Annotated in this window: 26 protein-coding genes; 17 read left to right on the top strand and 9 right to left on the bottom strand. The window is 66.4% G+C overall.

What is annotated here, in order from left to right:
* Window positions 1-15: 15 nt before the first annotated feature.
* Complete coding sequence (locus V7702_RS07055) at window positions 16-1,086, bottom strand: transglutaminase-like cysteine peptidase (RefSeq protein ID WP_335649433.1); 1,071 nt, start codon at window positions 1,084-1,086, stop codon at window positions 16-18.
* A gap of 299 nt (window positions 1,087-1,385) precedes the next feature.
* Here V7702_RS07055 and V7702_RS07050 point away from each other — a divergent pair, with 299 nt between their 5' ends.
* From V7702_RS07050 to V7702_RS07040, 3 genes are all read left to right on the top strand, one after another.
* Complete coding sequence (locus tag V7702_RS07050) at window positions 1,386-1,952, top strand: polysaccharide biosynthesis/export family protein (RefSeq protein ID WP_335649432.1); 567 nt, start codon at window positions 1,386-1,388, stop codon at window positions 1,950-1,952.
* 341 nt (window positions 1,953-2,293) lie between these two features.
* Window positions 2,294-4,147, top strand: a complete 1,854-nt coding sequence (locus tag V7702_RS07045; protein ID WP_335649431.1) for a phosphoenolpyruvate carboxykinase (GTP) — start codon at window positions 2,294-2,296, stop codon at window positions 4,145-4,147.
* 128 nt (window positions 4,148-4,275) lie between these two features.
* The gene (locus tag V7702_RS07040; RefSeq protein WP_305285039.1) at window positions 4,276-4,485 is read left to right on the top strand and encodes a hypothetical protein; all 210 of its coding nucleotides are present in this window, start codon (window positions 4,276-4,278) and stop codon (window positions 4,483-4,485) included.
* A 130-nt stretch (window positions 4,486-4,615) separates the two neighbouring features.
* On the opposite strand, the gene V7702_RS07035 is transcribed toward V7702_RS07040, so the two are convergent.
* The 3 genes from V7702_RS07035 to V7702_RS07025 form a co-directional block, all read right to left on the bottom strand.
* Window positions 4,616-6,550, bottom strand: coding sequence for a polysaccharide biosynthesis protein (locus V7702_RS07035; protein ID WP_335649430.1), 1,935 nt, complete (start codon window positions 6,548-6,550; stop codon window positions 4,616-4,618).
* Between the two features lie 215 nt (window positions 6,551-6,765).
* Window positions 6,766-7,452: a TorF family putative porin gene (locus tag V7702_RS07030; protein WP_335649429.1), complete on the bottom strand. Its 687-nt coding sequence runs from the start codon at window positions 7,450-7,452 to the stop codon at window positions 6,766-6,768.
* 189 nt (window positions 7,453-7,641) lie between these two features.
* Window positions 7,642-8,445: an SDR family NAD(P)-dependent oxidoreductase gene (locus tag V7702_RS07025; RefSeq protein ID WP_335649428.1), complete on the bottom strand. Its 804-nt coding sequence runs from the start codon at window positions 8,443-8,445 to the stop codon at window positions 7,642-7,644.
* Window positions 8,446-8,578: 133 nt separating this feature from the next.
* Between V7702_RS07025 and queF the strand changes: the two genes are divergently transcribed.
* Window positions 8,579-9,034 carry a preQ(1) synthase gene (gene queF, locus V7702_RS07020; protein WP_335649427.1) on the top strand — a complete coding sequence of 152 codons (456 nt, stop codon included), beginning with the start codon at window positions 8,579-8,581 and terminating at the stop codon, window positions 9,032-9,034.
* A 278-nt stretch (window positions 9,035-9,312) separates the two neighbouring features.
* Here queF and V7702_RS07015 read toward each other — a convergent pair whose 3' ends face one another.
* Complete coding sequence (locus V7702_RS07015) at window positions 9,313-9,882, bottom strand: nitroreductase family protein (RefSeq protein ID WP_335649426.1); 570 nt, start codon at window positions 9,880-9,882, stop codon at window positions 9,313-9,315.
* A 115-nt stretch (window positions 9,883-9,997) separates the two neighbouring features.
* Between V7702_RS07015 and V7702_RS07010 the strand changes: the two genes are divergently transcribed.
* The 5 genes from V7702_RS07010 to V7702_RS06990 all read left to right on the top strand — a co-directional run bounded on the left by V7702_RS07010 (window position 9,998) and on the right by V7702_RS06990 (window position 15,704).
* Window positions 9,998-10,606, top strand: coding sequence for an NUDIX hydrolase (locus V7702_RS07010; protein WP_335649425.1), 609 nt, complete (start codon window positions 9,998-10,000; stop codon window positions 10,604-10,606).
* Between the two features lie 11 nt (window positions 10,607-10,617).
* Window positions 10,618-11,460: a serine O-acetyltransferase gene (gene cysE, locus V7702_RS07005; RefSeq protein ID WP_335649424.1), complete on the top strand. Its 843-nt coding sequence runs from the start codon at window positions 10,618-10,620 to the stop codon at window positions 11,458-11,460.
* A gap of 97 nt (window positions 11,461-11,557) precedes the next feature.
* Complete coding sequence (locus tag V7702_RS07000; protein WP_370868353.1) at window positions 11,558-11,749, top strand: DUF3126 family protein; 192 nt, start codon at window positions 11,558-11,560, stop codon at window positions 11,747-11,749.
* 131 nt (window positions 11,750-11,880) lie between these two features.
* Complete coding sequence (locus V7702_RS06995; protein ID WP_335649423.1) at window positions 11,881-14,721, top strand: response regulator; 2,841 nt, start codon at window positions 11,881-11,883, stop codon at window positions 14,719-14,721.
* A gap of 47 nt (window positions 14,722-14,768) precedes the next feature.
* On the top strand, window positions 14,769-15,704 hold the full coding sequence (locus tag V7702_RS06990; RefSeq protein WP_335649422.1) for an alpha/beta fold hydrolase: 936 nt from the start codon (window positions 14,769-14,771) through the stop codon (window positions 15,702-15,704).
* Window positions 15,705-15,720: 16 nt separating this feature from the next.
* Here V7702_RS06990 and V7702_RS06985 read toward each other — a convergent pair whose 3' ends face one another.
* Entirely contained in the window at window positions 15,721-15,969 is a 249-nt protein-coding gene (locus tag V7702_RS06985; protein ID WP_335649421.1) for a hypothetical protein, read from the bottom strand.
* A 136-nt stretch (window positions 15,970-16,105) separates the two neighbouring features.
* The gene (locus V7702_RS06980; protein WP_335649420.1) at window positions 16,106-16,960 is read right to left on the bottom strand and encodes a metal-dependent hydrolase; all 855 of its coding nucleotides are present in this window, start codon (window positions 16,958-16,960) and stop codon (window positions 16,106-16,108) included.
* 74 nt (window positions 16,961-17,034) lie between these two features.
* Between V7702_RS06980 and V7702_RS06975 the strand changes: the two genes are divergently transcribed.
* A complete protein-coding gene (locus V7702_RS06975) occupies window positions 17,035-17,631 on the top strand; it encodes a TetR/AcrR family transcriptional regulator (protein WP_335649419.1) in 597 nt (198 codons plus the stop codon).
* Window positions 17,632-17,671: 40 nt separating this feature from the next.
* On the opposite strand, the gene V7702_RS06970 is transcribed toward V7702_RS06975, so the two are convergent.
* The gene (locus V7702_RS06970) at window positions 17,672-18,445 is read right to left on the bottom strand and encodes a PhoH family protein (RefSeq protein WP_335649418.1); all 774 of its coding nucleotides are present in this window, start codon (window positions 18,443-18,445) and stop codon (window positions 17,672-17,674) included.
* 313 nt (window positions 18,446-18,758) lie between these two features.
* Between V7702_RS06970 and V7702_RS06965 the strand changes: the two genes are divergently transcribed.
* The 7 genes from V7702_RS06965 (at window position 18,759) to V7702_RS06935 (ending at window position 25,065) form a co-directional block, all read left to right on the top strand.
* A complete protein-coding gene (locus V7702_RS06965) occupies window positions 18,759-19,286 on the top strand; it encodes a gamma carbonic anhydrase family protein (protein ID WP_335649417.1) in 528 nt (175 codons plus the stop codon).
* A gap of 121 nt (window positions 19,287-19,407) precedes the next feature.
* Window positions 19,408-20,025, top strand: a complete 618-nt coding sequence (locus V7702_RS06960) for a YceI family protein (RefSeq protein ID WP_335649416.1) — start codon at window positions 19,408-19,410, stop codon at window positions 20,023-20,025.
* A 152-nt stretch (window positions 20,026-20,177) separates the two neighbouring features.
* On the top strand, window positions 20,178-20,960 hold the full coding sequence (locus tag V7702_RS06955) for an enoyl-CoA hydratase-related protein (protein ID WP_335649415.1): 783 nt from the start codon (window positions 20,178-20,180) through the stop codon (window positions 20,958-20,960).
* Between the two features lie 61 nt (window positions 20,961-21,021).
* Window positions 21,022-22,680, top strand: coding sequence for a choline dehydrogenase (locus V7702_RS06950; RefSeq protein WP_335649414.1), 1,659 nt, complete (start codon window positions 21,022-21,024; stop codon window positions 22,678-22,680).
* 20 nt (window positions 22,681-22,700) lie between these two features.
* Window positions 22,701-23,654 (top strand): aldo/keto reductase, encoded by a 954-nt coding sequence (locus V7702_RS06945; protein WP_335649413.1) that lies wholly within the window; start codon window positions 22,701-22,703, stop codon window positions 23,652-23,654.
* A gap of 225 nt (window positions 23,655-23,879) precedes the next feature.
* Entirely contained in the window at window positions 23,880-24,299 is a 420-nt protein-coding gene (gene rnk / locus V7702_RS06940; RefSeq protein WP_335649412.1) for a nucleoside diphosphate kinase regulator, read from the top strand.
* 13 nt (window positions 24,300-24,312) lie between these two features.
* Window positions 24,313-25,065 (top strand): sulfite exporter TauE/SafE family protein, encoded by a 753-nt coding sequence (locus tag V7702_RS06935; protein WP_335649411.1) that lies wholly within the window; start codon window positions 24,313-24,315, stop codon window positions 25,063-25,065.
* Here V7702_RS06935 and V7702_RS06930 read toward each other — a convergent pair.
* Entirely contained in the window at window positions 25,062-25,607 is a 546-nt protein-coding gene (locus V7702_RS06930; RefSeq protein ID WP_335649410.1) for a PAS domain-containing protein, read from the bottom strand. The two genes, V7702_RS06935 and V7702_RS06930, sit on opposite strands and share 4 nt — an antisense overlap.
* Window positions 25,608-25,867: the final 260 nt, after the last annotated feature.

The raw sequence follows: 25,867 nt of genomic DNA, 5'->3' as shown, positions 1-25,867 counted from the left end.
GGTGGGCCATTAGGCCTAGCGTCCGCCTGCAGGCAAGACCTTGCTGTTCGCGGCGAAGGTGAGGGGTTGTCTGACCATGGCCCACCGAAACGGGCTGCCGGCCACTTGGCGTTCATGCCAACGGAGGTTGGCCTTCTGCCAGGGGAGGACCCAGGGATTGATATTGTCGAGAACATACTCGCCCTGGTCCGTCGCTACGAGCAGCACGGCGTGGCTTTCGCCCCAGCTGGTGGTTACGACCGCAATCGACAGCGCGCTCAGGGGCAGGCCGGCCTCAAGAAGGGCGCGGCGTTTTTCGAGCACATAGTCTTCGCAGTCGCCATACTTCTGACCTAGGGCCAGGGGCGTGGCCCAGTGATCGATCTGCCCGTAGTTGTCGGCGTCAGTGCGCCGGGCGATGGCCCGATTCACCTTGTCATTGACCTTGTTGATCGTTGACCAGACGGCAGGCGTCATGGGCGGAACGATTGGTGTGGAAGCGCCGAGGTCTTCGACCGTCTGGGACGTCAGCGGCGCAGGCTCCTTGAGCAGGGCCGGCGTCATGACGGCCTTTGGCTCTGTGGGACGCGACGCCAGAGGCAGAGCCTGGTTCGAGCCCTTGCTGGCCCAAGACAAGGCCTTGACCGGTGGCGCATTCGAACTCGAGACCTCGGCCGGGACTTGCTGGTCGGCCTTGGCTGCAGCGAACAAGCCCGACCAGTCGTATGTCGGCGGCGCAACTGTGAGGTTGATGTCTAGGGCTTCGCGGCGACGGCGCGCCTCGGCGAAGGTCTGTGACCAGCTGGCGCTCCGCGTCTGGACCGCGGAAGTCGCGACGAGGTTATTGCGATTTCGACCTGTGGCGAACCTCGCTTCAGCGGCTGTGCGTTGCTGCAGTTCGATCTGCGCCACCTGTTGGATGACGGCCGCCGGAGCGCCGCCGCAATCCGAAGGCTGGCGCCGGCAGAAGTCGAGGAAGGCGCTCGGCGGGGCGGCGGCTTGGGCCAGCCTCATCGGCGCGCTCGGTTCCGGCATGGTCGTACATGCAGTCACAGTTAATGCTGCAATAACCATGGATGATTGAGTAAATATAGTCTTTCTAGACAACACCACACCCACCCCTTTCTGGAGCTCTTGTGTGGATTGTTTACGATAGATCCAATTAATCCTTACTGTAATTACATGGTGTATGTTTCAGAACTAAACGTGGTTGCATGGATGTAAATATGTACAGAGCCTGAATGGGAGGTTCATGATCTGGAAAGGCTGGATTATGATTCTGTTATCTACGGCGTGGCCGTCTTGGCCTGTCGCAGAAAACTGGGCGATGCAGATGTTTCCAGTCCCGCCGCAGTGCGGTAGAAACAACGTGAGGGACCTGTGAGAATGCGGAGCGGAAATTTCTAATGCAGCGAATTTTGTCCCTGCTCGGGCTGGTTGCGGCCCTTATCGCAACCTCGGCCGTGGCCAGCGCCGTCCAGGCCCAGGAGCCGGGGGCCGCCATCCGGGCCATTCCGGATTATCGCCTGGGCTCGGGCGACAAGATCCGCGTCATCACTTTCGGCGAGGAAGCGCTGACAGGTGAATTCGTCGTCGGCGGGTCTGGAAACGTATCCATGCCGCTAATCGGCGACGTGGCGGCCGAGGGCCTGACGGTTCCGGAGTTCCAGACGGCAGTGGAGGAGTCCCTGAAGCAGGGCTATCTCCGTGAGCCGCGGGTGAGCGTAGAAGTGCTGAACTATCGGCCCTTTTACATCATGGGCGAGGTGCAGAACCCTGGGGAGTATCCCTACACCAACGGGTTGTCGGTGCTGAACGCCGTGGCCACGGCCGGCGGGTTCACCTATCGGGCCAACAGCCGGCGGGTCTATATCAAGCGGGCGGACTCTTCCCTTGAACGCGAATATCCCCTGACGCCCCTCACGCCCGTGGCGCCGGGTGACACCATCCGCATCACGGAACGCTTCTTCTAGGCTCGTCCATCAGCGTATCGCGGGGGCCGCCCGGATTGAGCGCTTCCCGTCTTGCCCCTACCCCACCGCCCACCGTCATGGTGGGCGGTGGTTCTGTTTTGGGGCGGGGCGCGTGGATTCTGTAGACGAGGGCGGAGCCAGGATGGCGCGGCCATCGGCGCCAAAGCCCTGGACAGGGACCTGCGGGGCCGTCGTCAAGCTGGCAATATGTACCAGAAGTGGAAAAAATCACCCGGCCCGTGGTTTGCACTGGGGGTGTCACGCATTATGGACTTGTTCATAGATGAACCTCGGGAGGCTCACAGCCTGAGGGAGGCGACAGCCAGGTGATGGAGAGTTCTATGACGGAAGTGACCACGACGCCGGGGCTGGACGCCGCACCGACCCGCCACGCCGGTCTGGTCGCCTGGGTCGCCGAAGTCGCCGCGCTGACCAAGCCTGATCGCGTCTATTGGTGCGATGGGTCCGACGCCGAGTGGGAACGTCTGACGTCGGAACTGGTCGAGAGCGGCACGCTCATCCAGTTAAATCCTGAAAAGCGCCCCAACTCCTTCTATGCCGCCTCCGACCCGCGGGACGTGGCCCGCGTCGAAAGCCGCACCTTCATCTGCTCAGCCGATGAGGCCGACGCCGGCCCCACCAACAACTGGGCCGAGCCCGCGCAGATGCGGACCAAGTTGCAGGGCCTGTTCGACGGCTGCATGCGCGGGCGCACCATGTATGTCGCGCCCTTCTGCATGGGGCCGCTGGGCTCGAAGATCAGCGCCATCGGCGTGGAGATCACCGACAGCGCCTATGTCGCCATCTCCATGCGCGTGATGACCCGCATGGGCGCCGCTGCGCTCGAGCAACTCGGCGAAGACGGCTTCTTCGTACCGGCCATTCACAGCGTGGGCGCGCCTCTGGCGGCGGGCGAGGCGGATGTGGCCTGGCCCTGCAATGACGAGAAGTACATCGTCCACTTCCCCGAAACCCGGGAGATCTGGTCCTATGGCTCGGGCTATGGCGGCAATGCGCTGCTGGGCAAGAAGTGCTTCGCCCTGCGCATCGCGTCGGTCATGGCCCGCGACGAGGGCTGGCTGGCCGAGCACATGCTCATTCTCAAGCTGACCTCGCCGCAGAATGAGGTCCGCTATATCGCCGCGGCCTTCCCGAGCGCCTGCGGCAAGACCAACATGGCCATGCTGCAGCCGACCCTGGCCGGCTGGAAGGCAGAGACCATCGGCGACGACATCTGCTGGATGCGGTTCGGCGAAGACGGCCGTCTCTATGCGGTGAACCCCGAGGCCGGCTTCTTCGGCGTGGCGCCGGGCACGGGGATCGAGACCAACAAGAACGCCATCGACGCCCTGCACGCCAATTGCGTGTTCACCAATGTGGCGCTCACACCGGACGGTGATGTCTGGTGGGAGGGGCTGACCGCCGAGGCGCCGCCGCAGCTGACCGACTGGCGCGGCAATCCCTGGACCCCGGCGTCCGAGACGCCTGCGGCCCACCCCAACGCCCGCTTCACTGTGCCGGCTGACCAATGCCCGGTGATCGCCCCGGAATGGGAGGATCCTGCCGGCGTGCCGATCTCGGCCATCCTTTTCGGCGGCCGTCGCGCCAGCGCCGTGCCGCTGGTGACCGAAGCCTTCGACTGGCGCCACGGGGTCTTCATGGCCTCCAACGTGGCGTCGGAAGGCACGGCCGCGGCCGAGAACGCCATCGGCGAGCTGCGCCGGGACCCCTTCGCCATGCTGCCCTTCTGCGGCTACAATATGGGCGACTATTTTGCCCATTGGCTGAAGCTCGGCGCGCAGGCCGATCCGGCCAAGCTGCCCCGCATCTATTTCGTGAACTGGTTCCGCAAGGATGAGCGCGGCAAGTTCGTCTGGCCGGGCTTTGGCGAAAACAGCCGCGTGCTGAAATGGATCGTCGAGCGGCTGGAGGGCCGAGCCGAGGCGGTGGATACGCCCATCGGTCGCCTGCCGACCCGCGAGAGCCTCGACTTGAGCGGCCTCTCCCTGACCGACGCCCAACTCGACCTGTTGCTGAGCGTAGACGCCGACATCTGGAGCCAGGAAGCGGCCCTGATCCCGTCGGCCTATGAGCGTTTCGGCGACCGGCTGCCCCAGGCCCTCTGGGATGAGCACGGCGCCCTTGTCAGCCGCCTGGAGCGTGAGCGCCGGGGCCAGACGGTGGCGGCGGAGTAGTGGCGCTGCGCCTGCCTATTTGCGCGGCGACATGGCGCTGCCTTAGGCGGCGGGGGATCGAAACTTGACACAGTGCGTTACGGAGACGTCTGATGTCTGACGATGTTGCAGCGCAAAAGGGGCTGGGAATGTCTGAGCCGCTCTTCGCCTATTCCATGAGCCAGGACACGTCCGGCTGGGCCTGGAGCGTCTATGACGAGGCGGGCGAGATCGTCGCCTCCGGTCTGGACGCCTGCCAGGAGACCGCCAAGGCCGCTGTGGACCGCGCCATGCGTCACGTGGCGTGGATCGGCCTCTCTGGCCCCGGGCGTAGGCTTTCCGCCGCAGGCTCCGCCTAGGCGATACCGGATGGTTCAGCGCGCTCGCCCCGGGCGACAGCCGTAACCAAGAGCTTCAATCATATCCGAATGGTAAGCCTAAAGCCGCCCTGCGGCCGGCTTCAGGGGCGTTGGCTCGTGGCTGTTGATCCTAGCCGCCCGCCACCACCTTCAGGCGCGGGGCGCCGCCCGGCCGCTGGCCGCGGACCTGGCCGACAAGGTCGAATAGGGCGGTGCGCACGCCCTCGGCGTCGGCCTGCTCGGCCAGAGCTTCGAGGGTCTGAAGATGGCCCGGCGTGATGCCCACGGCCGAGTTCGACACCACCTGCATCACCTTGGGCGCGCAAGGCGTCGCCTGTTCGTCCTCGTCGAGCAGGGTCTCGGTGAGCTTCTCGCCGGGCCGCAGGCCGGTGACCTCGATCTCGATATCCTGGCCCAGGGTCCGGCCGGACAGGGCGATCATCTGCCGGGCCAGATCCATGATGCGGACGGGTTGGCCCATGTCGAGGATGAAGAGCCGCGCCTGGGCGTCTCGGTCCTCGGCGCTGGCCGCGGTGGCGTGCAGCACCAGCTGAACGGCCTCCGGTATGGTCATGAAGAAGCGCGTCATCTCCGGATGGGTGAGTGTGACCGGACCGCCGCGCTCGATCTGCGACTTGAAGATCGGCACCACCGAGCCGGCCGAACCCAGGACATTGCCAAATCGCACGGCGGCGAAGCGGGTCTTACCTCCATTGGTCTGCTGGGCCTGGATGACCGCTTCGGCGAGCCGCTTGGTCGCGCCCATCACATTGGTCGGATCGACGGCCTTGTCGGTGGAGATCAGCACCATCTGGGCCGCCCCGCAGAGGCGGGCGGCCTCCGCCACGTTCCAGGTGCCGATCACATTGGTCAGCACGCCTTCGCAGGGGTGGCGTTCGACCATGGAGACGTGCTTGAGCGCGGCGGCATGGAAGACCAGATCGGGCGTCTGGGCGGCGAAGTGGCCTTGCAGCCGGCCGGCGTGGCGAACGTCACAGAGGACGGCGGTGCGCGACACGCCGGGATAGGTTTCGGCGACTTCCCGCTCGATGGCGAACAGCGCCGATTCGGAGCTGTCGACCAGGGTCAGGTGGGCGCAGTCGAAACTGGCCACCTGTCGGGCCAGTTCACCGCCAATGCTGCCGCCGGCGCCGGTGATCAGCACCCGCCGGCCCCGGATCAGGGCGGCCAGGGGCGCGGCGTCCAGTTCGATAGGCTCCCGCGCCAGCAACTCTTCGACGCTGACATCGCGCAGCGGCATCAGGGCCACGCCCTCATGATGGCGAAGATCGACAATGCTGGGCAGGCGCAGCATCCGCACCCCCTCGGCCTTGAAGCGCCCGAGATGGTCGGGGCTGAGCCCCTTGATCTTGCTGGGCTCGTCGAGGAACAGAACGGCCCGCGGATAGCGGTTCCAGCGGCGTAGATCGACCAGGGCCTCGTCCAGTCGGTCAAGGCTCTCCAGGATGCACACACCGCGGACCTGCTGGCCCACATCGCGCAGATCCAGGCCAATGATGCCGACCGGCGTATAGCGGCGGTCGTGGGCGCGGGCGGCGTCGCGCAGATAGGTGTCGGCCAGGGCCGGCGGGCCGATCAGCAACAGGGCCGGCGCCTGTGTCCCGGTCTTGGAGCGGATCGGCGCGACCTTGACCAGGGCGCGCTCGTGGATGGCGCGGCGGAGCACGCGAAGGCCCAGGCATCCGGTCACATGAAAGACCGCCGCCATGGCCAGGGCTGAACGGGGCAGGGTCGATGCGCGGTCCAGCACCCAGACGGCCAGGAGGAAGAGGACCGCAGTCAGGGCTGCGATTCGGCCGATGACTAGGGCGTCGGGGATGGAGGCGTAGCGCCACGGGGAAAGCTCGCCCCGGAACAGGGTCGTGAACACCGCGGCGAAGGCGGCATAGATCGCCGTCAGTTGGATGATGTTGAGAGACGATCGCCCGTCGAAACCAAGGTCAGGCAAGGCCGAGGGCGAGAGAAGATAGGCGCATAGAAAGGCCAGGGCGGCGATGGCGACATCGACAACAACGGTCTGCGCTCGGAAGGCCATCCGCATCATGGGCTGATCTCCACGACTCCCTGCGAGCCGACAACATAGACGGGGCTTACCACCCCTCCAACCAAACTCAATCCGGGGACGAAGTGATCCCAGGCTCTGCGACAAGGATGGCTGTGCGCCAAATCCTGAGAGGGCTTTGGGGCGTGATCGTGTTGGAAATAAGAAAAGCCGCCGCCTTTCGGCGACGGCTTTCTGAAGTGTCGCTTTTCCGCGCCTTAGAAGGCGGCGGTCAGGCTGGCCACGACGCGGCCTTCGCCGATGTCGCCCAGGGCGTCTTCATCGGTGTCGTGATAGCGAAGGTCGAGGCCGATGGTCTCGTTGAAGGCCACGCCCAGACCGACGTTCCAGGTGGTGTAGTCACCGCCGCCGTCGAACTCTTGACGGCCCAGGGCGCCGCTCAGGCTCAGCATGTCGGTCAGCGGAGCGGCGGCGTTCACTTCGTAGTAGAAGGCGTCGCCGATGCCGCCGAAGAATTCCGGCGAGTAGTAGATCGCGGCGCCGATTTCAGCGGGGCCAGCCGGGACGGTGCCCGAGGCGGCGAATTCCCAATAGTTGTAGTCCGAGCCCGACGGCGCGTCGACATAGGCGTAGTAGATCGCGGCAAAGTCGGTCGACACCGGACCCAGGGTGGGGGTGACGCCGGCGTAGAAGTCGACTTCAGCGGCGGTGTCGTCACCGAAATCGACGTTGGAGGCCCACACGCCCGCATAGCCCATTTCACCGATGGCGAGATCGACGCCGCCGAACACTTGCGGGTTCTCGTCGGTTTGGCTGACGCCGCGGAAGACGTAGTCGGACGCAACGCCGACATTGAAGCTGACAGGCGATTCCTGAGCAGCGGCGACGCCGCCCATGGCGAGGGTGGCGGCGGCGGCGAGAAGCGTGAGCTTGAGAGTTTTCATTTATTATCCCCTTGAGTTCCCGATCAGGCCTTGCCCGACCGATGTTCTGCATCCTCATGGTGAAGGAGAGCAGATCAACGGAGGTCGGCCCCTCGGAGCCTTGAGCTTAGACCGTGGTGAAATATTCGGCACGCCTCAGAAACGGCGCCAAAATAAAAGGCGCGGCACTGTCACGCTTCTGCCACAGGTTTAGCGCATGGCCAGCGGGGCATACCCCAGGTGAGTCCCCGCATCGACCAACAGAGTCTCGCCGGTGATGTGGCGGGCCGCCGGCGACGCCAGAAAGACTGTCGCTCCGGCCACGTCTTCGGCGGTCGAAGCCGCCTTCAGCGGCGTCGAGGCGGCCGCGCCTTCGCGCATCTTCTCGGCCCGCCCCGCCGGCAGACCCTTCTCGAACCAGGGCGTGTCGATGAAGCCGGGGCAGACCGCATTCACCCTGATCTTCGGCGCCAGGGCCCGGGCCAGAGAGAGAGTCATGGTGGTCAGCGCGCCTTTCGACGCGGCATAGGGCACCGAGGAGCCGATGCCCATGACCCCGGCGATGGAGGAGGTGTTGACGACGGCGCCGGGCTGGGGCGCGGCCTCCAGCAGGCCGCGACAGGCGCGCAGGGCCTGGTAGGCGCCCACCACATTCACCCGGTAGAGGTCGAGGAAGTCGTCGGCCGAAACGGCGTCCAGATCTGCGTGGTTGGGGGCGAACCGGGTCATGCCGGCGTTGTTGAAGAGGGCGTCGATACGCCCCAGGGGCTCGGCCGCGGCGGCGATCTTGCGGCAATCGGCGTCGTCGCTCACATCGGCCTGAACCAGGATGGCGCGGGCGCCGCGGGCCTCCACCAGACGACCGGTCTCCTCGGCCGCATCACGGCTGCGGGCATAGTTGACGATCACCGCACCGGCTCCGCGGGCGGCGGTTTCGACGGCGATCGCGCGCCCAAGGCCCGTTGAGGCGCCGGTCACCACCACCACGTAGTCCTTGAAATCCTGACCGCTCATCGACGCCTCCTCCAGTGATGCAGATCATTGTCTGCGCCCTATGTGATCTGAAGAAGGTTTAGCGAGGCGCTCGCCGGCTGTCGCCCCCGCGCCCACGGTTGCCCGCGTTTCGAACCAGAGCTAAAGCCCGCCCATGGAAGAGACCCACCTGACCCAGCTCGGCCAGCCCGTGGCGGGCTTCGCCAGCCCAGAGGACGCAGTGCTTGAGCGGGTGGCCAACCCGCAGGCCGACACCCTGTACCTGGCCCGCTTCACGGCCCCGGAGTTCACCTCGCTCTGCCCGGTGACCGCCCAGCCGGATTTCGCACACCTGGTGATCGATTACGCACCCGACCAGTGGCTGATCGAGTCGAAGTCGCTGAAGCTCTATCTGGCGTCGTTCCGCAACCACGGCGCCTTTCATGAGGACTGCACGGTCGCCATCGGGCGCAGGATCGTCGATGTGGCTCAGCCGCGCTGGCTGCGCATAGGGGGTTACTGGTACCCACGCGGCGGCATCCCCATCGACGTATTCTGGCAGTCGGGGCCGCCCCCTGAAGGGCTTTGGTTGCCGGACCAAGGCGTAGCGGCCTATAGGGGGCGGGGCTGAAATCTGAGTTGCCGGCCGGGTGCGGCAATGTTCGAGGCGCCCGTCAAAGATCAGGGCCTGCAGGCTGCAAGCTTAAACGACCCCTGGATTCGTCCAGGTCATGGCGGCCCATTTTGGGTTTCAGCCAAATTCGCCGCCCGCTGGCGGGATAGCCGATGATCAGCTATATAGAGACTGCCCAACTCTCCTCGGGCGTGTCACCTGGGGCCGGGCGGTGCATCTGCGCCGTCCGGCCTTTGTGATTCTAGGAGCCGTTCTTCGGTCGGCCGCGGCCGACCTCAGGCGCTCCAACGGCTGACGAGGCCCGTCCAGTCGGGCCGGTCGCGTTCCAGCGGGGGCTCCTTGGCGGTTCCGATCAACACATAGCCCGCCACCCGTTCTCCAGCCTCCAGGCCCAGAATCGTCATGGCCTCAGGGTCATAAGCGTACCAGTCGGTGATCCAGTTGGCGCCGTAGCCCATGGCGGTGGCCGCATAGAGCAGGTTGGCGCAGACCACCGCGGAGGAGAGCAGTTGCTCCCATTCCGGAATCTCAGAGGGCCGCGGCCGCGAAATCACCGCCACGCCCATGGGGGGCGTCTTGAGCTTGGCGAGCTTGGCGGCGGCCTTCGCATCATTGCGGCCGAGCGCCAGGGCCTCAAGGCGTGCGGCGAATTCGGTCTTGGCCGCAGGTTCAAGGACGATCATCCGCCAGGGCGTCAGCTTGCCATGGTCGGGCACGCGACTGGCCAGGCGCAGGAGCATGTCGAGTTCGCCAGCCTCGGGGCCGGGCGAGGTCAGAGTCAGGGCCGAGGCCGAACGCCGGCTCGCCAGGAAGTCCAGGACCTCCGGGCTGGCGGTGATCGGCATGGGGGTTCCAAGCGGGGAGGGCGCAGGGAGAGCGTGGGTCAAGGCGTTCCTTTTCGTAGACATGGGCGCGATTCTATCGCCGCCATCAGCATAGCCCGTCATTCTAGTTGAGAATATGTCGCAAAAACCATCCTGGCTCCAGCCCTATGGTCGTCCATGGCGCGCAGACGCCCCCCGGCGTGTCTATGAAAACCCATGGATCGCCGTCGACGAGTATGCCGCCACCGCGCCCACCGGGATCACGGCCCCCTATGGGGTGGTCAGGTTCAAGAACCTCGCCCTGGCGGTTCTGCCTCTGCATGAGGACGGGACCGTCACCCTGGTGGGGCAGAATCGTTTTCCGCACAGCGACTACAGCTGGGAAATCCCGGAAGGGGGCGGCCCTTTGGGGGAAGATCCCCTCGAGGGCGCCCGGCGCGAGCTGCGTGAAGAGGTCGGTCTGGCGGCTGAGACCTGGCGCGAAGTGTTGCGCGCCCAGCTTTCCAACTCCGTCACCGATGAACGTGCGGTGGGCTTCCTGGCCACCGATCTGACCCCCGTTCCGGTGGCGCCGGACGAGACCGAAGACCTGGCGATCGTCAGGGCGCCTTTTCGCGAAGTGCTGGAAACTGCGCTTTCAGGTCATATGTTGGATATGTTGACCGTGGCGATGCTGCTTCGGGTCTACCATATGGCCCAGGAAGGGGCCTTGCCTCCGGCGCTGGCGCGTCGGGTGCTGAGCTAGGGAGAGAGCCCATGGGCCGCGAAGACGCCGCAAGGCTGGAAGTCATCGATCCGGGCCACGCCCCGCCGGTATGGGCGGCCCTGCGCAACGAGGCCGAGCGCGCCGCCCGCGACGAGGCGGCGCTGGCCTCCTTGTTGAACGCCGTGATCCTCAGCCATCATACCCTGGGCGACGCCCTGTCCTATCAGCTGGCGCGAAAGCTCGGCGACCAGGAGCTGCGGGCCATGAGCCTGCGCGACATCGCCGAGCAGGCCTATGCCGCCGCCCCGGAACTGGTGGAGATCGCAGAGGCGGACCTCAAGGCCGTGTTCGAGCGCGACCCGGCCTGCAAGGGCTATGTGCAGCCCTTCCTGTTCTTCAAGGGCTTCCTCGCCCTGCAGACTCAGCGGGTGGCTCACTGGCTGTGGAGCCAGGGCCGCGACACCATGGCCTTCTATCTGCAGAGCCGCATGTCCGAGATCTTCCAGGTGGACATCCACCCGGCCACCCGCATCGGCTCGGGCGTCTTCATCGACCACGGCACCGGCATCGTCATCGGCGAGACCGCCGTGATCGGCGACGACGTCTCCTTGCTTCAAGGCGTGACTCTGGGCGGCACAGGCGCCGAGCGCGGCGATCGCCATCCCAAGATCGGTCGCGGCGTCCTGCTGGGCGCCGGCGCCAAGGTGCTGGGCAACATCACCATCGGCGATTACGCCAAGGTGGCTTCAGGGTCTGTGGTGTTGAAGCCGGTGCCCGCCCACTGCACGGCGGCCGGGGTCCCGGCGCGGCTGGTCAACTGTCCGACCTGCGACGAACCGGCCCGCAGCATGGACCATACCCTGGCCGAGGCTGTGTACGACTACGTCATCTGACGCAAAATCGGTCGGTCGAGGTTTAACAGGAGGCCGCGAACGTCTAGGTTCGCGGCCTCTTCAGATTCCAAAGGAGCCCCCCGTGGACGAACGCGCCATGCGTAAAGTCGAAGGCCACCTGCGCGGCACCTTCGCCAACGCCAGGATCACCCTGGTTCCGCGCCCCAAGCAGAAGGACTCCGCCGAGGTCTATATCGCCGACGAGTTCATCGGCGTGGTCTTCGAGGACGAGGACGAGGACGGCTCCTTCATGTTCGAAATGGCGATCCTCGCTGAGGATCTGCCCTGAGGTCTCGCCATCGGCGGCGCCTTTAAATTAGGCTGAACAAGCTCATCCAAGTAGCGCTTGACGGGTCGTTAACTCCCTCAGGTTGAATCTCTCCCGGACGCGTTCTGGGTGGGTTTCGAATGTTTGGAACTATGCAGCTTTGGGGCGCCGGTGTCGGACCAAAGTTCGACGCCGAAGCGCTGCGTCCAACCCTTCGGCGGATGGCGCAGGCGGCCCGGGCGCATTTCACCGCTGATTCCGTGGAGATCGTCCTGCACGACGGGGACGATGCGTTTCGCTGCGGGGAGGACGGTGTTCTCCAGCTGGTGCTGGACGCTGGGCCCGAGGTCCTGTTCGCTGAGCCCCTATGGTCGGTTTCGAAAAGGCGGAACGCGGAACTGGGCCTCGTGGGCGCTGATCTGGCGGTCAGCGCTCCGGTTCGTTTCACCGCCGCGGGCCTTCGTGGCCGTCTGACCGTTTTTGCGCCATCGCGCCCGCATGATTCAATTCTGGCGGAGGTCCTCGCCGATCTGGCCGATGGTGTGGCGACCACGGCCGAGCGGCTCTATGCCGCCAGCCGCCAGAACCAGTCGCGGGCCGAAGCGGACGCCGCCGAACAGCTCCTGCTCAACTTGATGGCCTCGGCGCCCGTGGCCATGGCCGTTACGGATCGCGATCTGAGGTTGATGCACGCCAGCCCCCGATGGAGCCAGGAGCTCGGGCTGGTCGGCCAGGACGTCGTTGGTCGGCCGGTGGCCGAGCTCCTACCCGATGTCGCCGCGCGCTGGGGCCAGCGTATTGAGGCCTGCCTCGAAGGTGAGACCCTGAAGGCCGACCGCATCCGGTTTGCGACCGCCGACGGCCGCCATATCTGGGCCCGGGTGGAGGTCACGCCGTGGCGCGATCCGCAGGGGGAGATTGGCGGCCTTCTGTTCATATCCCAGGACATATCCGATCTGGTGGAAGCCCTGGACAGGGCGCAGCGCTCCGAAGGGCGCATGCGCCTGGCCACGGAGCTCTCAGAGATCCACGTCTATGAGCTGGACTACAAGTCGCGCCAACTGCTGAGCATCGGGGCCGAGGACACCTTCTTCAACCAGCGCCTCACCTATGAGGACCTTTATCGCAATGTCTGGGTCTCGGTGCACCCGGACGACCGAGCCATGGCCCAGGCGGCGTGGGAGCGCCACCGGGAGACGGGGGAGCCCTACCGCGTCGAGTATCGGGTGGCGCGCGATGACGGGCAGGAGGTCTGGGCCTATTCTACGTCTGAGCTGATCACCGACGAAGGCGGCCGGCCGCTCCGCCTCGTCGGGGCCTTGCAGAACATCACCGCCCGCAAGGCGGCGGAGGCCGAAATGGCCCGGGCGCGGGACGACGCCGAAGCGGCCAACCGCGCCAAGAGCGAATTCCTAGCCAATATGAGCCATGAGATCCGCACGCCCATGAATGGGGTGATCGGCATGAACTCGCTTCTTCTGCGCAGCGCGCTGGCGCCTGAACAGCGCAAGTTCGCCGAGGCGGTGCAAAGCTCGGCCGAGAGCCTGCTGGCGATCATCAATGACATCCTCGATGTCTCCAAGCTGGAAGCCGGCAAGGTCGATCTGGAGGCGATCGATTTCGATCTCACCGACCTGGTGGAGGATGTCGCCGAATTGCTGGCGCCTCGGGCGGCCGAGAAGAGCCTGGAGATCGCCTGCTATCTGGACGACGGCGCGCAAGGGGGGTTCACCGGCGACCCTACCCGCCTGCGCCAGATCCTCCTGAACCTAGCCGCCAACGCCGTGAAGTTCACCGAGCGCGGCTTCGTGGCCATCGAGGTCAAGTCCGACGACCTTCCCCAAGGGGGCAGACGCCTCCGTTTCGAAATCGCCGATACGGGTCCTGGTCTTAGCCGGGAGGCCAAGGCAGGTCTTTTCCAGAAATTCCATCAGGCCGACGGCTCCATCACACGCAAATACGGGGGCACAGGCCTGGGGCTCTCCATCTGTCGGCAACTGGTCGAGTTGATGGGGGGGCGCATCGGCGTCGCGGACCGGCCCGGTGGCGGTTGCGTCTTCTGGTTCGAGCTCGACCTGACTCCCGCGGCGGTTGCGCAGGCGACGGCCGCCCAGCCCTGCGCCCTTAAGGGGGTGCGGATCCTGGTGATCGATGATATCGACCTCAACCGGCATATTTTCCGCCGCCAACTTGAGGCGGAAGGCGCGCTCATCGGCGAGGCGGAGGGCGGCCATCAGGCGCTGGAACTCATGGCCAAGGCCAGGACCGCCGGCGCGCCCTTCGACATCCTGCTGCTCGACCACATGATGCCCGGCATGGCGGGGGACGAGGTGGCCCGGGCCGTTCGAGAGACCGGCGGCGCCGATCAACCCCGCATCGTCATGGCCTCATCCATGGGCGCTCCCAGCCGCAACGAACTGGAGAGCTGGCCGGCTCTGGACGCCTTCCTGACCAAGCCGGTTCGCCATCATGTCCTGACCGAATGCCTGGGTCGCATGGCGCTCACGTCCCGCCCTCCGTCGCCGGCGCCTGCCTTGCTCGAGCCGATCGCTGCGCCGACCCCAGAAGATGGCGCGCCTGCCGCGCGGATTCTCCTGGTCGAGGACAACGAGATCAACACCCTCCTGACCAAGACCCTCCTGAGCGAAGTGGGCTGCCAGGTGGATTGTGTGGTGAATGGCGCCCTGGCCGTCGCCGTCGTCGAGGCCGAACCAGAGGCCTACGACCTGATCCTGATGGACATGCAGATGCCGGTGATGGACGGCCTGGAGGCGACGCGGCGCATTCGACAGATCGAGGGGCCTGCCAGCCGGACCCCGATCATCGCCATGACGGCCAACGCCATGCAGTCCGATCAGGACGCCTGTTTCGCCGCCGGCATGGACGATTTCGTCTCCAAGCCCATTCAGCCGTCCGCCTTCCTCCAAACTATCGAGCGGAACCTGTCGCCCCAGGAAGCTCGGCGCACGGAACTTGAGGGTTCCGCCGCCTGAGCCCCAGGGCTAAGGGGGAAGCCTTCTCTCCGCCAGGGCGCCTCATCATGTTGAAACTCATCGTCCTGGGACTGGGCGCGATCCTTGTGGCCTGGATCGGGATCGGCCTGGTCCTTGAGGCCGCCTTCGCGCCAAAGACCCTGCGCGGCGAGATGGTCAGCATCGGCGAGCGCCGCCTTCGTCTGGTCTGCGAGGGACCGGAGTCCGGGCCTCTGGTCTGGCTCGAAGCTGGCGCCTTCGGGTTTTCCGCCGACTTCGCCGACCTACAGGCCGCCCTGGCGCAGGAGGGGTTCCGCGCCTGCGCCTACGACCGGGCCGGCCTCGGATTTTCAGACCCCGGCCCCCGGCCGCGGGACAGCGCCGCGATCGTGACCGACCTGGAGCGCCTGATGGCCGAGGCGGGCGTGACGCGGCCAGCGATCCTGGTCGGCCATTCCATGGGTGGGCAGCACGTCCGGCTGTTCGCCGTGCGCCACCCCGAGCGCGTGGCCGGCATTGTGCTGGTGGACGCCGCAACCCCTGAGGCGGTGGAGATTTCCATGGTGCGGCGCTTCGTCGACACCTTTGGACGCCTGTCGCAGGCTGTGGCGGGGCTCACCAGCGCCGGTCTGGCCAAGCCCCTCTTCTTCCTGGGCGACCGCATTGGGCTTAGCGGGCCGGCCGTGCGCGAAAAACAGGCCGCGTTCGTCTCGGGGCGTCATGCGCGCAACGCCGCCAACGAAGCCGCCCATTGGCTGGAGAGCGCGGCGATGACCCGCGCCGCAGGACGGCTCGATCCAGCCTGGCCGGTCGCGGTGGTCACGGCCGGTGAGTCGGCGCGCATCAGCGACAGCGCCTGGGCCGCCGCCCGGCTTGCGCCGGTGGAAGCCTCGGTCGCCGGGAGCTATGCCGCCGTCCCCGAAGCCGGCCATGCCACCATTCTCTCCCATCGCCACAACGGCGAGATCGTCTCGGCCGTGAAGCGGGTGGCGGCCGCCCTGTAAGGCGGAGCCGGAACGGTCAGTTGTCCTCAGGCGTGGTGATGGCCCGGCCTTCGGTCGCCGGCGCCTCGTCCCGGGCGGGGGCCGCCGGCATATAGGTGGTGTCGGGCCGGGGCTGGAGCATGTCCCCATTATCATCGGGACCGCCCCCTTCGCCGCGGACGAGGAAGCTGAAGGCGATCCAGCCGATCACGATCGCTAAGATGATCCAGACGAGGGGCGGGACGCCCTTCTTCTTCTCGTTCCCTGATCTGTTCAGATCGACCATCGCCTGCTCCCTGCCATGTGCGCCCGAAGGCTGACGGCGGCCCACCGGACCCGCGCCGCCAGGGCGTTCGGTTCGTGTCCCGGGTAACGGCGCAAGCGTAGGACCGTTCCGGGCTGGCCTTGGCGGACGCCGGTCGTCAGGCCGGCTGGAGGGCCGCGGCGTCGAATTCCGCCTTCCAGGCCGCAAGCGTCGGCGAGGTCGAGGTCTGATCCCAGGGGTGGAAGCCCGGCAGATACCAGGCGAGATAGGTCTTCCAGCCTCGGCGGAAGAGGCCCGGCTTGACCCAGACGAACTTCTTGACCGCCTTGAGCGCCGCCTCAGGGCTATAGCCGTCGGCCTCCAGCAGGCGGGCGGCATAGCGGGTGATGTTGCGGGTGAACATCAGCGTGATCAGCGCCATGGCGATGCAGCGGCGGCGATAGCGCAGGAAGGGCGACCAGTCCTTGGTGGCGGCCATGAAGACGTCAAAGGCGACGGCCTTGTGCTCGGTCTCCTCAAGGGCATGCCAGCGCCAGAGCCGTTCGATGGCCGGATCGGTCTTCTGGAACAGCTCGTCCTGATGGCGGATATGCACCTCGGCCATCATGGCGGTGAAGTGCTCCAGCGAGATGGTTGAGATGAGCATGGCCATAGGCCCGCGCCCGCGGCTGAAGGCCACCCGCTCGCGCACCTGGGCCTCGATCTCGGCCACGGGATAGCGGTCCCGGTCGATCAGCTGGTTGAGGCTGTGGTGCTCACGCGAGTGGATCGCCTCCTGGGCGATGAAGCCGCGGACGTCCTCTGCGAGCTTGCCCGAAACATGGTCGCGATAATGGCGCACCGCGTCCATGAACAGCCGCTCGCCATCGGGAAAGGTCAGCGACAGGGCGTTGAACACCGCCGTGGCGACCGGATCGCCGTCCAGCCAATGGCCGGAATTGGTGAGGCTGGCGTCGAAATGGATGTCGCGGGGGCTCACCTCGACATCGGCTGGCGTGGTCTTGCGCGTCATGGCGTGATCCTGTGGAACAGGGGGCCTTGGTCCCCTGCGGCTTGTCCTGCCTCCAAACTAGAGTTACCAACAAAATGTCAATAGAGCCCGTTCGCCGCGTTCGCCGGTCGCCGGAGGCGGCCCGTGAGAACATCCTGCAGTCGGCCGAGCGCCTGCTGCTGGAGCGGGGGCCGCAGGGTTTGAAGCTGGTGGAGGTGGCCCAGGGCGCCGGCGTCTCCCATGCCACGGTTCTGCACCACTTCGGCTCCATCGACGGCGTTCAGACCGCGCTGGCCGAGGCCATGATCCGCCAATTGGTGGCCCGTGTGCTGGAGGCCGAGCGCCCCGAGGATCCCGAGGCTCAGCTGGAGGGCGTCGGTCAGGTCCTGTTCGACGCCTTTGAGTCCGCCGGCGGCGCCCGCTTGGCCGCCTGGCTGGAACTGACCGGCGAGACCCGCCGCCTGACCCTGGTGCGTGAAGCCGTCGAGGAAGTGATCTCCGGACCCATGGCCCAGAAGGGCCTCGATCCGGAACGGGCCACCAATCTGATCCTGGTGGCCGTCTCGCTGGCCATGGGGGTCGGCCTGATCGGCCGCTCGCTTGCCGAGCTGGTGGGCCGTCCGCCGGAAACCACCCGGGAGGCGGCGCTCGCCTTTCTCAAGACCGGCCTGGCGGCGGCGCTGAACAGGTAGGGCCGGGCGGCTCGGAGTTTCCGCCCGGCCCTACCGTGCTTCAGAGCACGCCCAGCATCTCGGCGACGAGGGGGTGGCGGACGATGTCGCGGTCCTTCAGGCGGACTACGGCGATATTGCCGACGGTGTCCAGTTTCTCGGCCACTGGCCCCAGGCCGGAGAGTTCGGGCAGCAGGTCGGACTGAGCCGGATCGCCGGTGACCACCATGGTGGAGTGCCACCCCAGGCGGGTGAGCAGCATCTTGAGCTGCACATAGGTGCAGTTCTGCGCCTCATCGATGACCACGAAGGCGTTGTTCAGGGTGCGGCCGCGCATGAAGCCCACCGGCGCGATCTCGATGGCGCCCTCGGCCATCAGCGAGCGGACCCGCTTCATCGATAGACGGTCGGAGAGAGCGTCGTAGAGGGGGCGGAGATAGGGGGCGAGCTTGTCCTCCATTTCACCGGGCAGGAAGCCGATGGATTCGCCGGCCTCCACGGCCGGCCGTGACAGGACGATGCGGCCTACGCGGCCCGCCTCGAGGGCTTCAACGGCCTTGGCGATAGCCAGATAGGTCTTGCCTGTGCCGGCTGGCCCCAGAGCCAGGACCAGGTTCTTGGCGTCGATGGCGGCGATCAGTTCCTCCTGGCCCGGCGACTTGGCTTTGATCGTCTTCAGATAGCCCTGCTCACGCCCTTCCTCGGCCAGGCCGAGGGGAGACCAGCCGCGTTCGATGGGCAGCCGGCGGATTTTTGAATCATCGAACTGCTCAGCGTCGAAGGCGCCTTCGCGCAGCTGTCGCTTCAGGGCTCGCTTGGTCATCAAAGCCTCCATAGGGGCATGAAAAAGGGGCGAGTCCTGCGTGGACCGCCCCTTGGGGAGGACGAAAAGTCGGAAGAAGGGCCGACGGCGCGCCCGGGGGGCGGCGCGTGCCCGACCATGGCCGGGACATCGGTTGCGGGGAGACCCCGCCAGGACCACAAACGCAGCGCCATGCACTCCGTCCAACTCGAACCTGCGGGCCGGAAGCCGGCCCGGCGACGACCCGAGAGCGGTATGATCGCTTCGAATCGCATCGCAACTATGATGCTAGCGTGATTAACCAAGGCTGAAGTGCGACGTTTTAAATAAGACATGAGGTACACGGATGGCTGTCTATAACTTGGGCGAGGTGGCTCCCGAGCTGCCGCCAGAGGGCGAATACTGGATCGCGCCCACCGCGGCGGTAATGGGCAACGTGATTCTCAAGACGAATGCGTCAGTCTGGTTCGGCGCGATCCTTCGCGGCGACAATGACCCCATCCTGATCGGGGAAAATTCCAATATTCAGGACGGGTCTGTTCTGCACACCGACGCCGGCTCGCCGCTGACCATCGGCAAGGACGTCACGGTCGGCCATATGGTGATGCTGCATGGCTGTACGATCGGCGACAACTCCCTGGTCGGCATCGGCTCGATCATCCTGAACGGGGCGAAGATCGGGAAGAACTGCCTGATCGGCGCCAACTGCCTGATCACCGAGGGCAAGGAGATTCCGGACAACAGCCTGGTCATGGGCGCGCCGGGCAAGGTGGTCCGCGAAGTCTCCGAAGGTCAGGCGCGCATCCTCACCGCCTCGGCGCACCACTATGTGGAAAACTGGAAGCGCTATCATCGGGAATTGCGGGCGGTCTAACTAAAGGGGGCGGGGGGCGTCCGGGCGCAATCGCCATGGACCTGGGCCTGATCCCCGCTAAGGTCCCGCTGGCTTGAACCGGCTCGCCTCTACGAGGGCGGGCGAACCAGCGAGGTCCATCATGAGATTTTCCCCCATCGCCGCGGCAGCGGCCATTCTGCTGGCGACCCCGGCCTTCGCCCAGGCGCCGGAAATGCCCGGCCAGCCCGAAGTCGCCCGCGTCGCGGCCGGGACCTACAAGGTCGATCCGCACCACACCCAGGCCGTCTGGTCGGTGGATCATATGGGCTTCTCCACCCTCTACGGGATGTTTGGCGAGATGAGCGGCACGCTCACCCTCGATCCGGCCAATCCTGCGGGGGCGAAGCTGGCCATCGACATTCCGCTGTCCGGCCTGACGGTGACCTCCAGCGACTTCGCCACCCACCTGGCCTCGGCCGATTTCTTCGAGGTGGAAAAGTACCCCGCGGGCCGCTTCGTCTCGACCTCGGTGGTGGTTGACGGAACCAAGGCCAAGATCACCGGCGACCTGACCCTGAAGGGCGTCACCAAGCCCGTGGTGCTGGACGCCCAGCTGATGGGCGCTGGCGCCAACCCGATGAGCAAGGCCCAGACGGTCGGCTTCACTGCGACCTCGACCATCAAGCGCAGCGACTTCAACCTCGGCTATGCGGCGCCGGTGGTGTCGGACGAGGTGAAGCTGAAGATCACCGCGGCGTTCGAACGCGAAGCCGACTAGCGCCAGGCGGCCTATCTGGAGCAAACCGAAGGCGTTGGCGCTCAGGCGGCAGCGCCTTCGTCATGTTCGGCCCCCACCGTGCGCCGCGGTAAGGCTTGACGGACGCAAGGGCGCCCAAGGGAAGGTCTGAGAAAGATATAAGGGAGCGCGCCATGGCCTATGAGTTCATCAAGGTGGAGCGGGATGGGCCGGTGACGGTGATCACGCTGAACCGCCCCGAGGTCATGAACGCGCTTCATGCGCCTGCGCACGCCGAACTGCACGAGGCCTTCGACGCCTTCGCCGCCGATCCCGACCAGTGGGTGGGCATCGTCACCGGGGCCGGCGAGCGCGCCTTTTCCGCCGGCAACGACCTCAAGCATCAGGCGGGCGGCGGCGGCATGGGTCTGCCGCCCTCGGGCTTCGCTGGCCTGACCGAGCGTTTCGATCTCTCCAAGCCGCTGATCGCCGCCGTCAATGGCGTGGCCATGGGCGGCGGCTTCGAGATCGCGCTCGCCTGCGACCTGATCATCGCCGCCGAAACCGCCACCTTCGCCCTGCCCGAGCCCCGGGTCGGCCTGGCGGCCCTGGCTGGCGGCCTGCACCGCCTGCCGCGGCAGATCGGCCAGAAGCAGGCCATGGGCATGATCCTCACCGGCCGGCGCGTGCCCGCCGCCGAGGGGCGTGAACTGGGCTTCGTCAATGAGGTGGTCCCGGCCGCTGAGCTGATGGACGCCGCGCGCCGCTGGGCGGCGCAGATCTGCGAGCTGTCGCCCATGTCCATCCGCGCCTCGAAAGAGGCGGTCTACAAGGGGCTGGACGAGACGAGCCTTGCGGCCGCCATGGCGGGCCAGATGCGCTATCCGGCGACATCGGCCATGCTCAGGTCGGAAGACTTCAAGGAAGGTCCGATGGCCTTCGCCCAGAAGCGACCGCCGCAATGGAAGGGCCGTTAGGGCCAGCAATTCAAGAGAACGGGCAGTCAGCCCGGCGTGAGTTTCAGGGGAGGCCGGTCACATGGACCGCTACGACTACATCATCATCGGCGCCGGCTCGGCCGGCTGCGTGCTCGCCAACCGGCTGAGCGAAAACCCCACCACCAAGGTCCTGCTGCTGGAGGCCGGCGGCCGTGACAACTCCATCATGGTCAAGATGCCCGCCGGCGTCGGCGGACTGATCGGCAAGGAGGGGCCCTACAACTGGGGCTTCTGGACTGAGCCCGAGCCGAACCTGGAGGATCGCAAGCTGTGGTGGCCCCGGGGCCGGGGCTGGGGCGGATCGTCCTCGATCAACGGCATGATCTACATCCGCGGCCACGCCCGGGACTACGACCAGTGGCGTCAGATGGGCCTGACCGGCTGGTCCTATGCCGAGGTTCTGCCTTACTTCAAACGCTCCGAAGCATTGGAAGGTGGCGGCGACGCCTGGCACGGCGGCGATGGGCCGCTGAAGGTCTCCAAGGCCTCGTCCAAGAATCCGATCTATGCCGCCACCGTCGAGGCCGGCCGTCAGGCCGGTCACCCCATCACCAAGGATTTCAACGGCTTCCAGCAGGAAGGTTGGGGGCCCTATCAGCTGACCGTTCATGATGGCCAGCGGTGGAGCGCGGCCAAGGGCTATCTGCATCCGGCCTTGAAGCGCCCGAACCTGACCTGTCTCACCGGCGCGCGCACCACTCGAATCGTCATCGAGGACGGGCGCGCCGTCGGCGTCGAGTACATGGACGACAAGACCAAGGCCAAGACCATCGTCCATGCCAACGCCGAGGTTCTGCTCTGTGCCGGCGCCGTGCAGTCGCCACAGATCCTGCAGCTGTCGGGCGTCGGCGATTCCGAGGCGCTGGCCGCCCACGGCATCCCGGTGGTGCATGAGCTGAAGGGGGTCGGCGCCAATCTGCAGGACCACCTGGACGTGACCCTGTCCTGGGAATGTCCGCTGCCGATCACCGCCTATTCGATGCGCAAGGGTCTGATCAAGACGCTGGGCGTGGGCATGAACTACATGTTCTTCAACAAGGGCCCCGGTCGCCAGCAGTTTCTGGAATCGGGCGCCTTCCTGCGCTCGCGCCCCGATCTCGACCGGCCGGACCTGCAGATCCACTGCGTGCTGGCCATCATGCAGGACCACGGCAAGGTCTCGGTGGCCAAGGACGGCTTCACCTTCCACGTCTGCCAGCTGCGCCCCGAAAGCCGCGGCCGAGTGGGTCTGCGCTCCGCTGATCCCATGGACAACCCGGCCATCTTCGCCAACTACCTGGCCACCGAAGAAGACCGCCGGGCGATCCGCGAGGGCGTCAAGATGATGCGCCATGTGGCGGCCCAGACCCCGCTGGACCCCTATCGCGGGGCGGAGTTTTCGCCCGGCGAGGCGGTGCAGACCGACGCCGAGATCGACGCCTGGATCCGCAAGACCTCCGAGACGATCTATCACCCGGTGGGCACCTGCAAGATGGGCGCGGCCGACGATCCCATGGCCGTGGTCGATGGCGAGCTGAAGGTCCGCGGGCTTGCCGGCCTGCGGGTCATTGACGCCTCGGTGATGCCGACCCTGGTGGGGGGCAACACAAATGCGCCAACCATCATGATCGCGGAGAAGGCTTCGGATATGATCCTCGGGCGCCCGGCCCTGCCGGCCGAGGAGGCGCCGGTTTACGAGGACGGCCAGAAGGCCGCCTGATCAAAAAAGGGAGGCCGCTCATGGAGCTGCGCAGACTGGGACGTTCCGACCTCATGGTGGCCCCGCTGGTGCTGGGCACGAACGTCTTCGGCTGGACGGCCGATGAGAAGGCCTCATTCGCCATCCTCGACGCCTTTGTCGACGGCGGGTTCAACGCCGTCGACACTGCCGACGTCTATTCCCGCTGGTCGCCTGCCGGCGCCGGGGCGTCCGAGACCGTCATTGGAAACTGGATCGCCCAGGGTGGTCGTCGCGACCGCATCGTGCTGGCCACCAAGGTCGGTTCGGAGATGGGGGAGGGGATGAAGGGCCTGTCGGGCCAGTACATCGAGCAGGCGGTGGAGGCCTCCCTCAAGCGGCTGCAGACCGACTATATCGACCTCTACCAATCCCATCGCGACGACCCCGACACCCCCCAGGACGAAACCGCCCGGGCCTACGAGCGATTGGTCAAGGCCGGCAAGGTGCGGGTGATCGGCTCGTCAAACTTCACGCCGGAGCGGCTGAAGTCGGCCCTGGAGATCTCCAAGTCTATCGGCGCGCCGCGTTATGAGAGTGAACAGCCGCTTTACAATCTCTATGACCGGGCGGGCTTCGAGGCGGGCCTGCAGCAGCTCTGCATCGCCGAGGAGGTTGGCGTCATTCCCTATTACGGCCTGGCCAGCGGCTTCCTCACCGGCAAGTACCGCTCCGAAGAGGACCTGGCCAAGAGCCCCAGGGGGCGGGGCGCCAAGAAGTACATGGATGAGCGCGGCATGAAGAAGATCCTGGCCGCCCTGGACCAGGTGGCCGGGGCACACGCCGCCACGCCGGCCCAGGTGGCCCTGGCCTGGGTGATGGCCCAGCCCGGCCTCACCGGCCCCATCGCCAGCGCCACCAGCGTTAGCCAGCTGGACGAGCTGATGGGATCGGCGCGGCTCAAGCTGAGCGCCGATGATCTGAAGGTGCTGGATAGCGCGAGCGCGGCGGCCTGAGGGGGCAGATTGACTTCCCCCGTGCTTGGGGGCTTGCTGATCGCATGGCGAGCGCGCGCACGCAGAGAATCCGGATTCGAGGGAAGGACCTGGCGGCAGGCTCCGAGCCCCGAGCATGTGCTGCGCGTCAGCCAGGCTCGGGGACAATGCGCCATCCCTAACCCCCGGGGCGAGCATCAGGCCGACCCGGTCTCATGCTCCATTTCTGCTTCCGGATTCACCGATATGTCCGCCTCTGACAGCGCCGCCCAGCGGCCCGCCATCACCCTCAGCGAAACCGACGCCGAGCGCATCACAGATCTAGCCCTCGGCGCCCGGGCGCGAGCCCCCAAGGTCGCCGATCTTCTGCTGCAGGAGATCGATCGCGCCGATGTGCGGCCGGACACGCCGGCCGACATCGCCGGCATGGGCGCCGAGGTCGAATTCGTCGATCTATCCCACGGAGAGACCCGAACGGTGACCTTGGTCTATCCCGCAGACGCCGACATCAGCGCCGGCCGGGTGTCGATCCTCACGCCGGTGGGTGCGGGCCTGCTTGGCCTGCGTCCGGGCCAGTCCATCCAGTGGCCCGATCGAGAAGGTCGCGAGCGGGAGCTCCGCATCGTCAGCGTCCGGCGGCCCGAGCTGGCGGACGCCCGACCTTGACGAGGGCGTCGGCGTGTTGAGCGATCCGGTCTTCTACGCCCTGGCCATCCCGGCGGTGATCCTGCTGGGCTTGGCTAAGGGTGGGTTCGCCGGCGTGGGCGCGGTGGCCCTGCCGCTGATGGCCCTGGTGATTTCGCCGGTGAAGGCGGCCGCCATCCTGTTGCCGGTGCTCATCGTCCAGGACGTGGTGGGCGTCTGGGCCTTCCGGCGCAGCTGGGACAGGTCCATTCTCGTCCTCATGATCCCCTCGGCCGCCGTCGGCATCGCCCTGGGCTATTTGCTGGCCGCGCAGGTGTCGGCCACCACCATCCTGGCGGTGTTGGGCGCCATCAGCATCGTCTTCGCCATCCATCGCCTCTGGCTGGCCCGGGGCGGGCGGATCCAGGCCCCTTCGAATGCGCCCGTCGCCCTCGGCGCCCTGTTGGGCGTCGCCTCAGGCTTCACCAGTCAGATCGCCCATGCCGGCCAGCCACCCTTTCAGATGTGGGTGCTGCCCAAGGGCCTGCCGCCGGCCGTCCTGGTGGGCACCACAGCGATCTTCTTTGCGGTGATCAACTGGCTGAAAGTTCCGGCCTATCTGGCGCTCGGCCAGTTTACATCCGAAAACCTGATGACGGCTGCGGCCCTGACTCCCGTGGCGATCGGCTCGACCCTGGCCGGTGTCTGGCTGGTGCGGCGGATCAAGCCAGAGCGGTTCTATACCGCCATCTATGTCCTGATGATCGCCGTCGGCGCCCAGCTGCTCTGGAAGGCCTTCTCAGGCTAGGCGATCCGGCGGCCGTCGATGGCGGCAAGCCGCAGCCGCGGGGCGGCCTCGTTGGCGGCGCCGCCCTTGCGTATATCCACCAGGGAGAAGCTCAGGAGCGGCTGGCCCTTGAGTCGGGCGACCAAGGTCAGGGGCTGATAGAGGCAGAGGAAGCGGTCAGGCCCGTTTTCCGGACCGGCCAGGGGCGCAAAGAGAATTTCCATGCCTATGGCCACGCCCTCGGCATGAGCCTTGGCGGTGACGACGATGGGTTCAGGCCGGCGACGCGCCATTTCGAGCGCGGTCTGCAGGTCCATTCGGTCCTGGGCGCCGAACAGGGAGAGCGCATTCTGCTGGCGCAGGTCGCGCTGGTGCAGCTCGCCGATCAGGGCGCCGGCCAGGCGGATCGGATAGATGCCCGAACAGACCCGGCCCAGCATGACCACCTGCGGCAGAAGGTCGGCGAAATCGGCGGGACTGATTGACGTGCGGGGCGGCGGCGCGCCGTCCAGCGCCCGGCTTTGCCAATAGTCTATCAACCGTTCCGTGTTTGGATGGCACATCGACATCGCTGCGCGGCTCCAGTCGCGGCCAAACGCGGCCGCATGGGGCTTGCAGAAGGATTCGGACCAGGCCGGTTCTGTCTCGCTTCGAGACAATCGCGGCGGGCGCCTCCCGATCGGGGGCGTCTCGGCGTGAAATTTGCAGGGTCCGTTGTACTGAGTTTGGAGGCCGAGATGGCGCCGCAAAAGACCCTGCTTGGCCTGATCCTGGGATTGGGTCTGTTCCTGCTGGCGGGGGCCGCGCCTGCGGGCGCCCAGAG

It is taken from the genome of Phenylobacterium sp., from assembly GCF_036963605.1.
Classification (GTDB): Bacteria; Pseudomonadota; Alphaproteobacteria; order Caulobacterales; family Caulobacteraceae; genus Phenylobacterium.
This window is presented reverse-complemented; position numbering and strand designations above follow the sequence as displayed.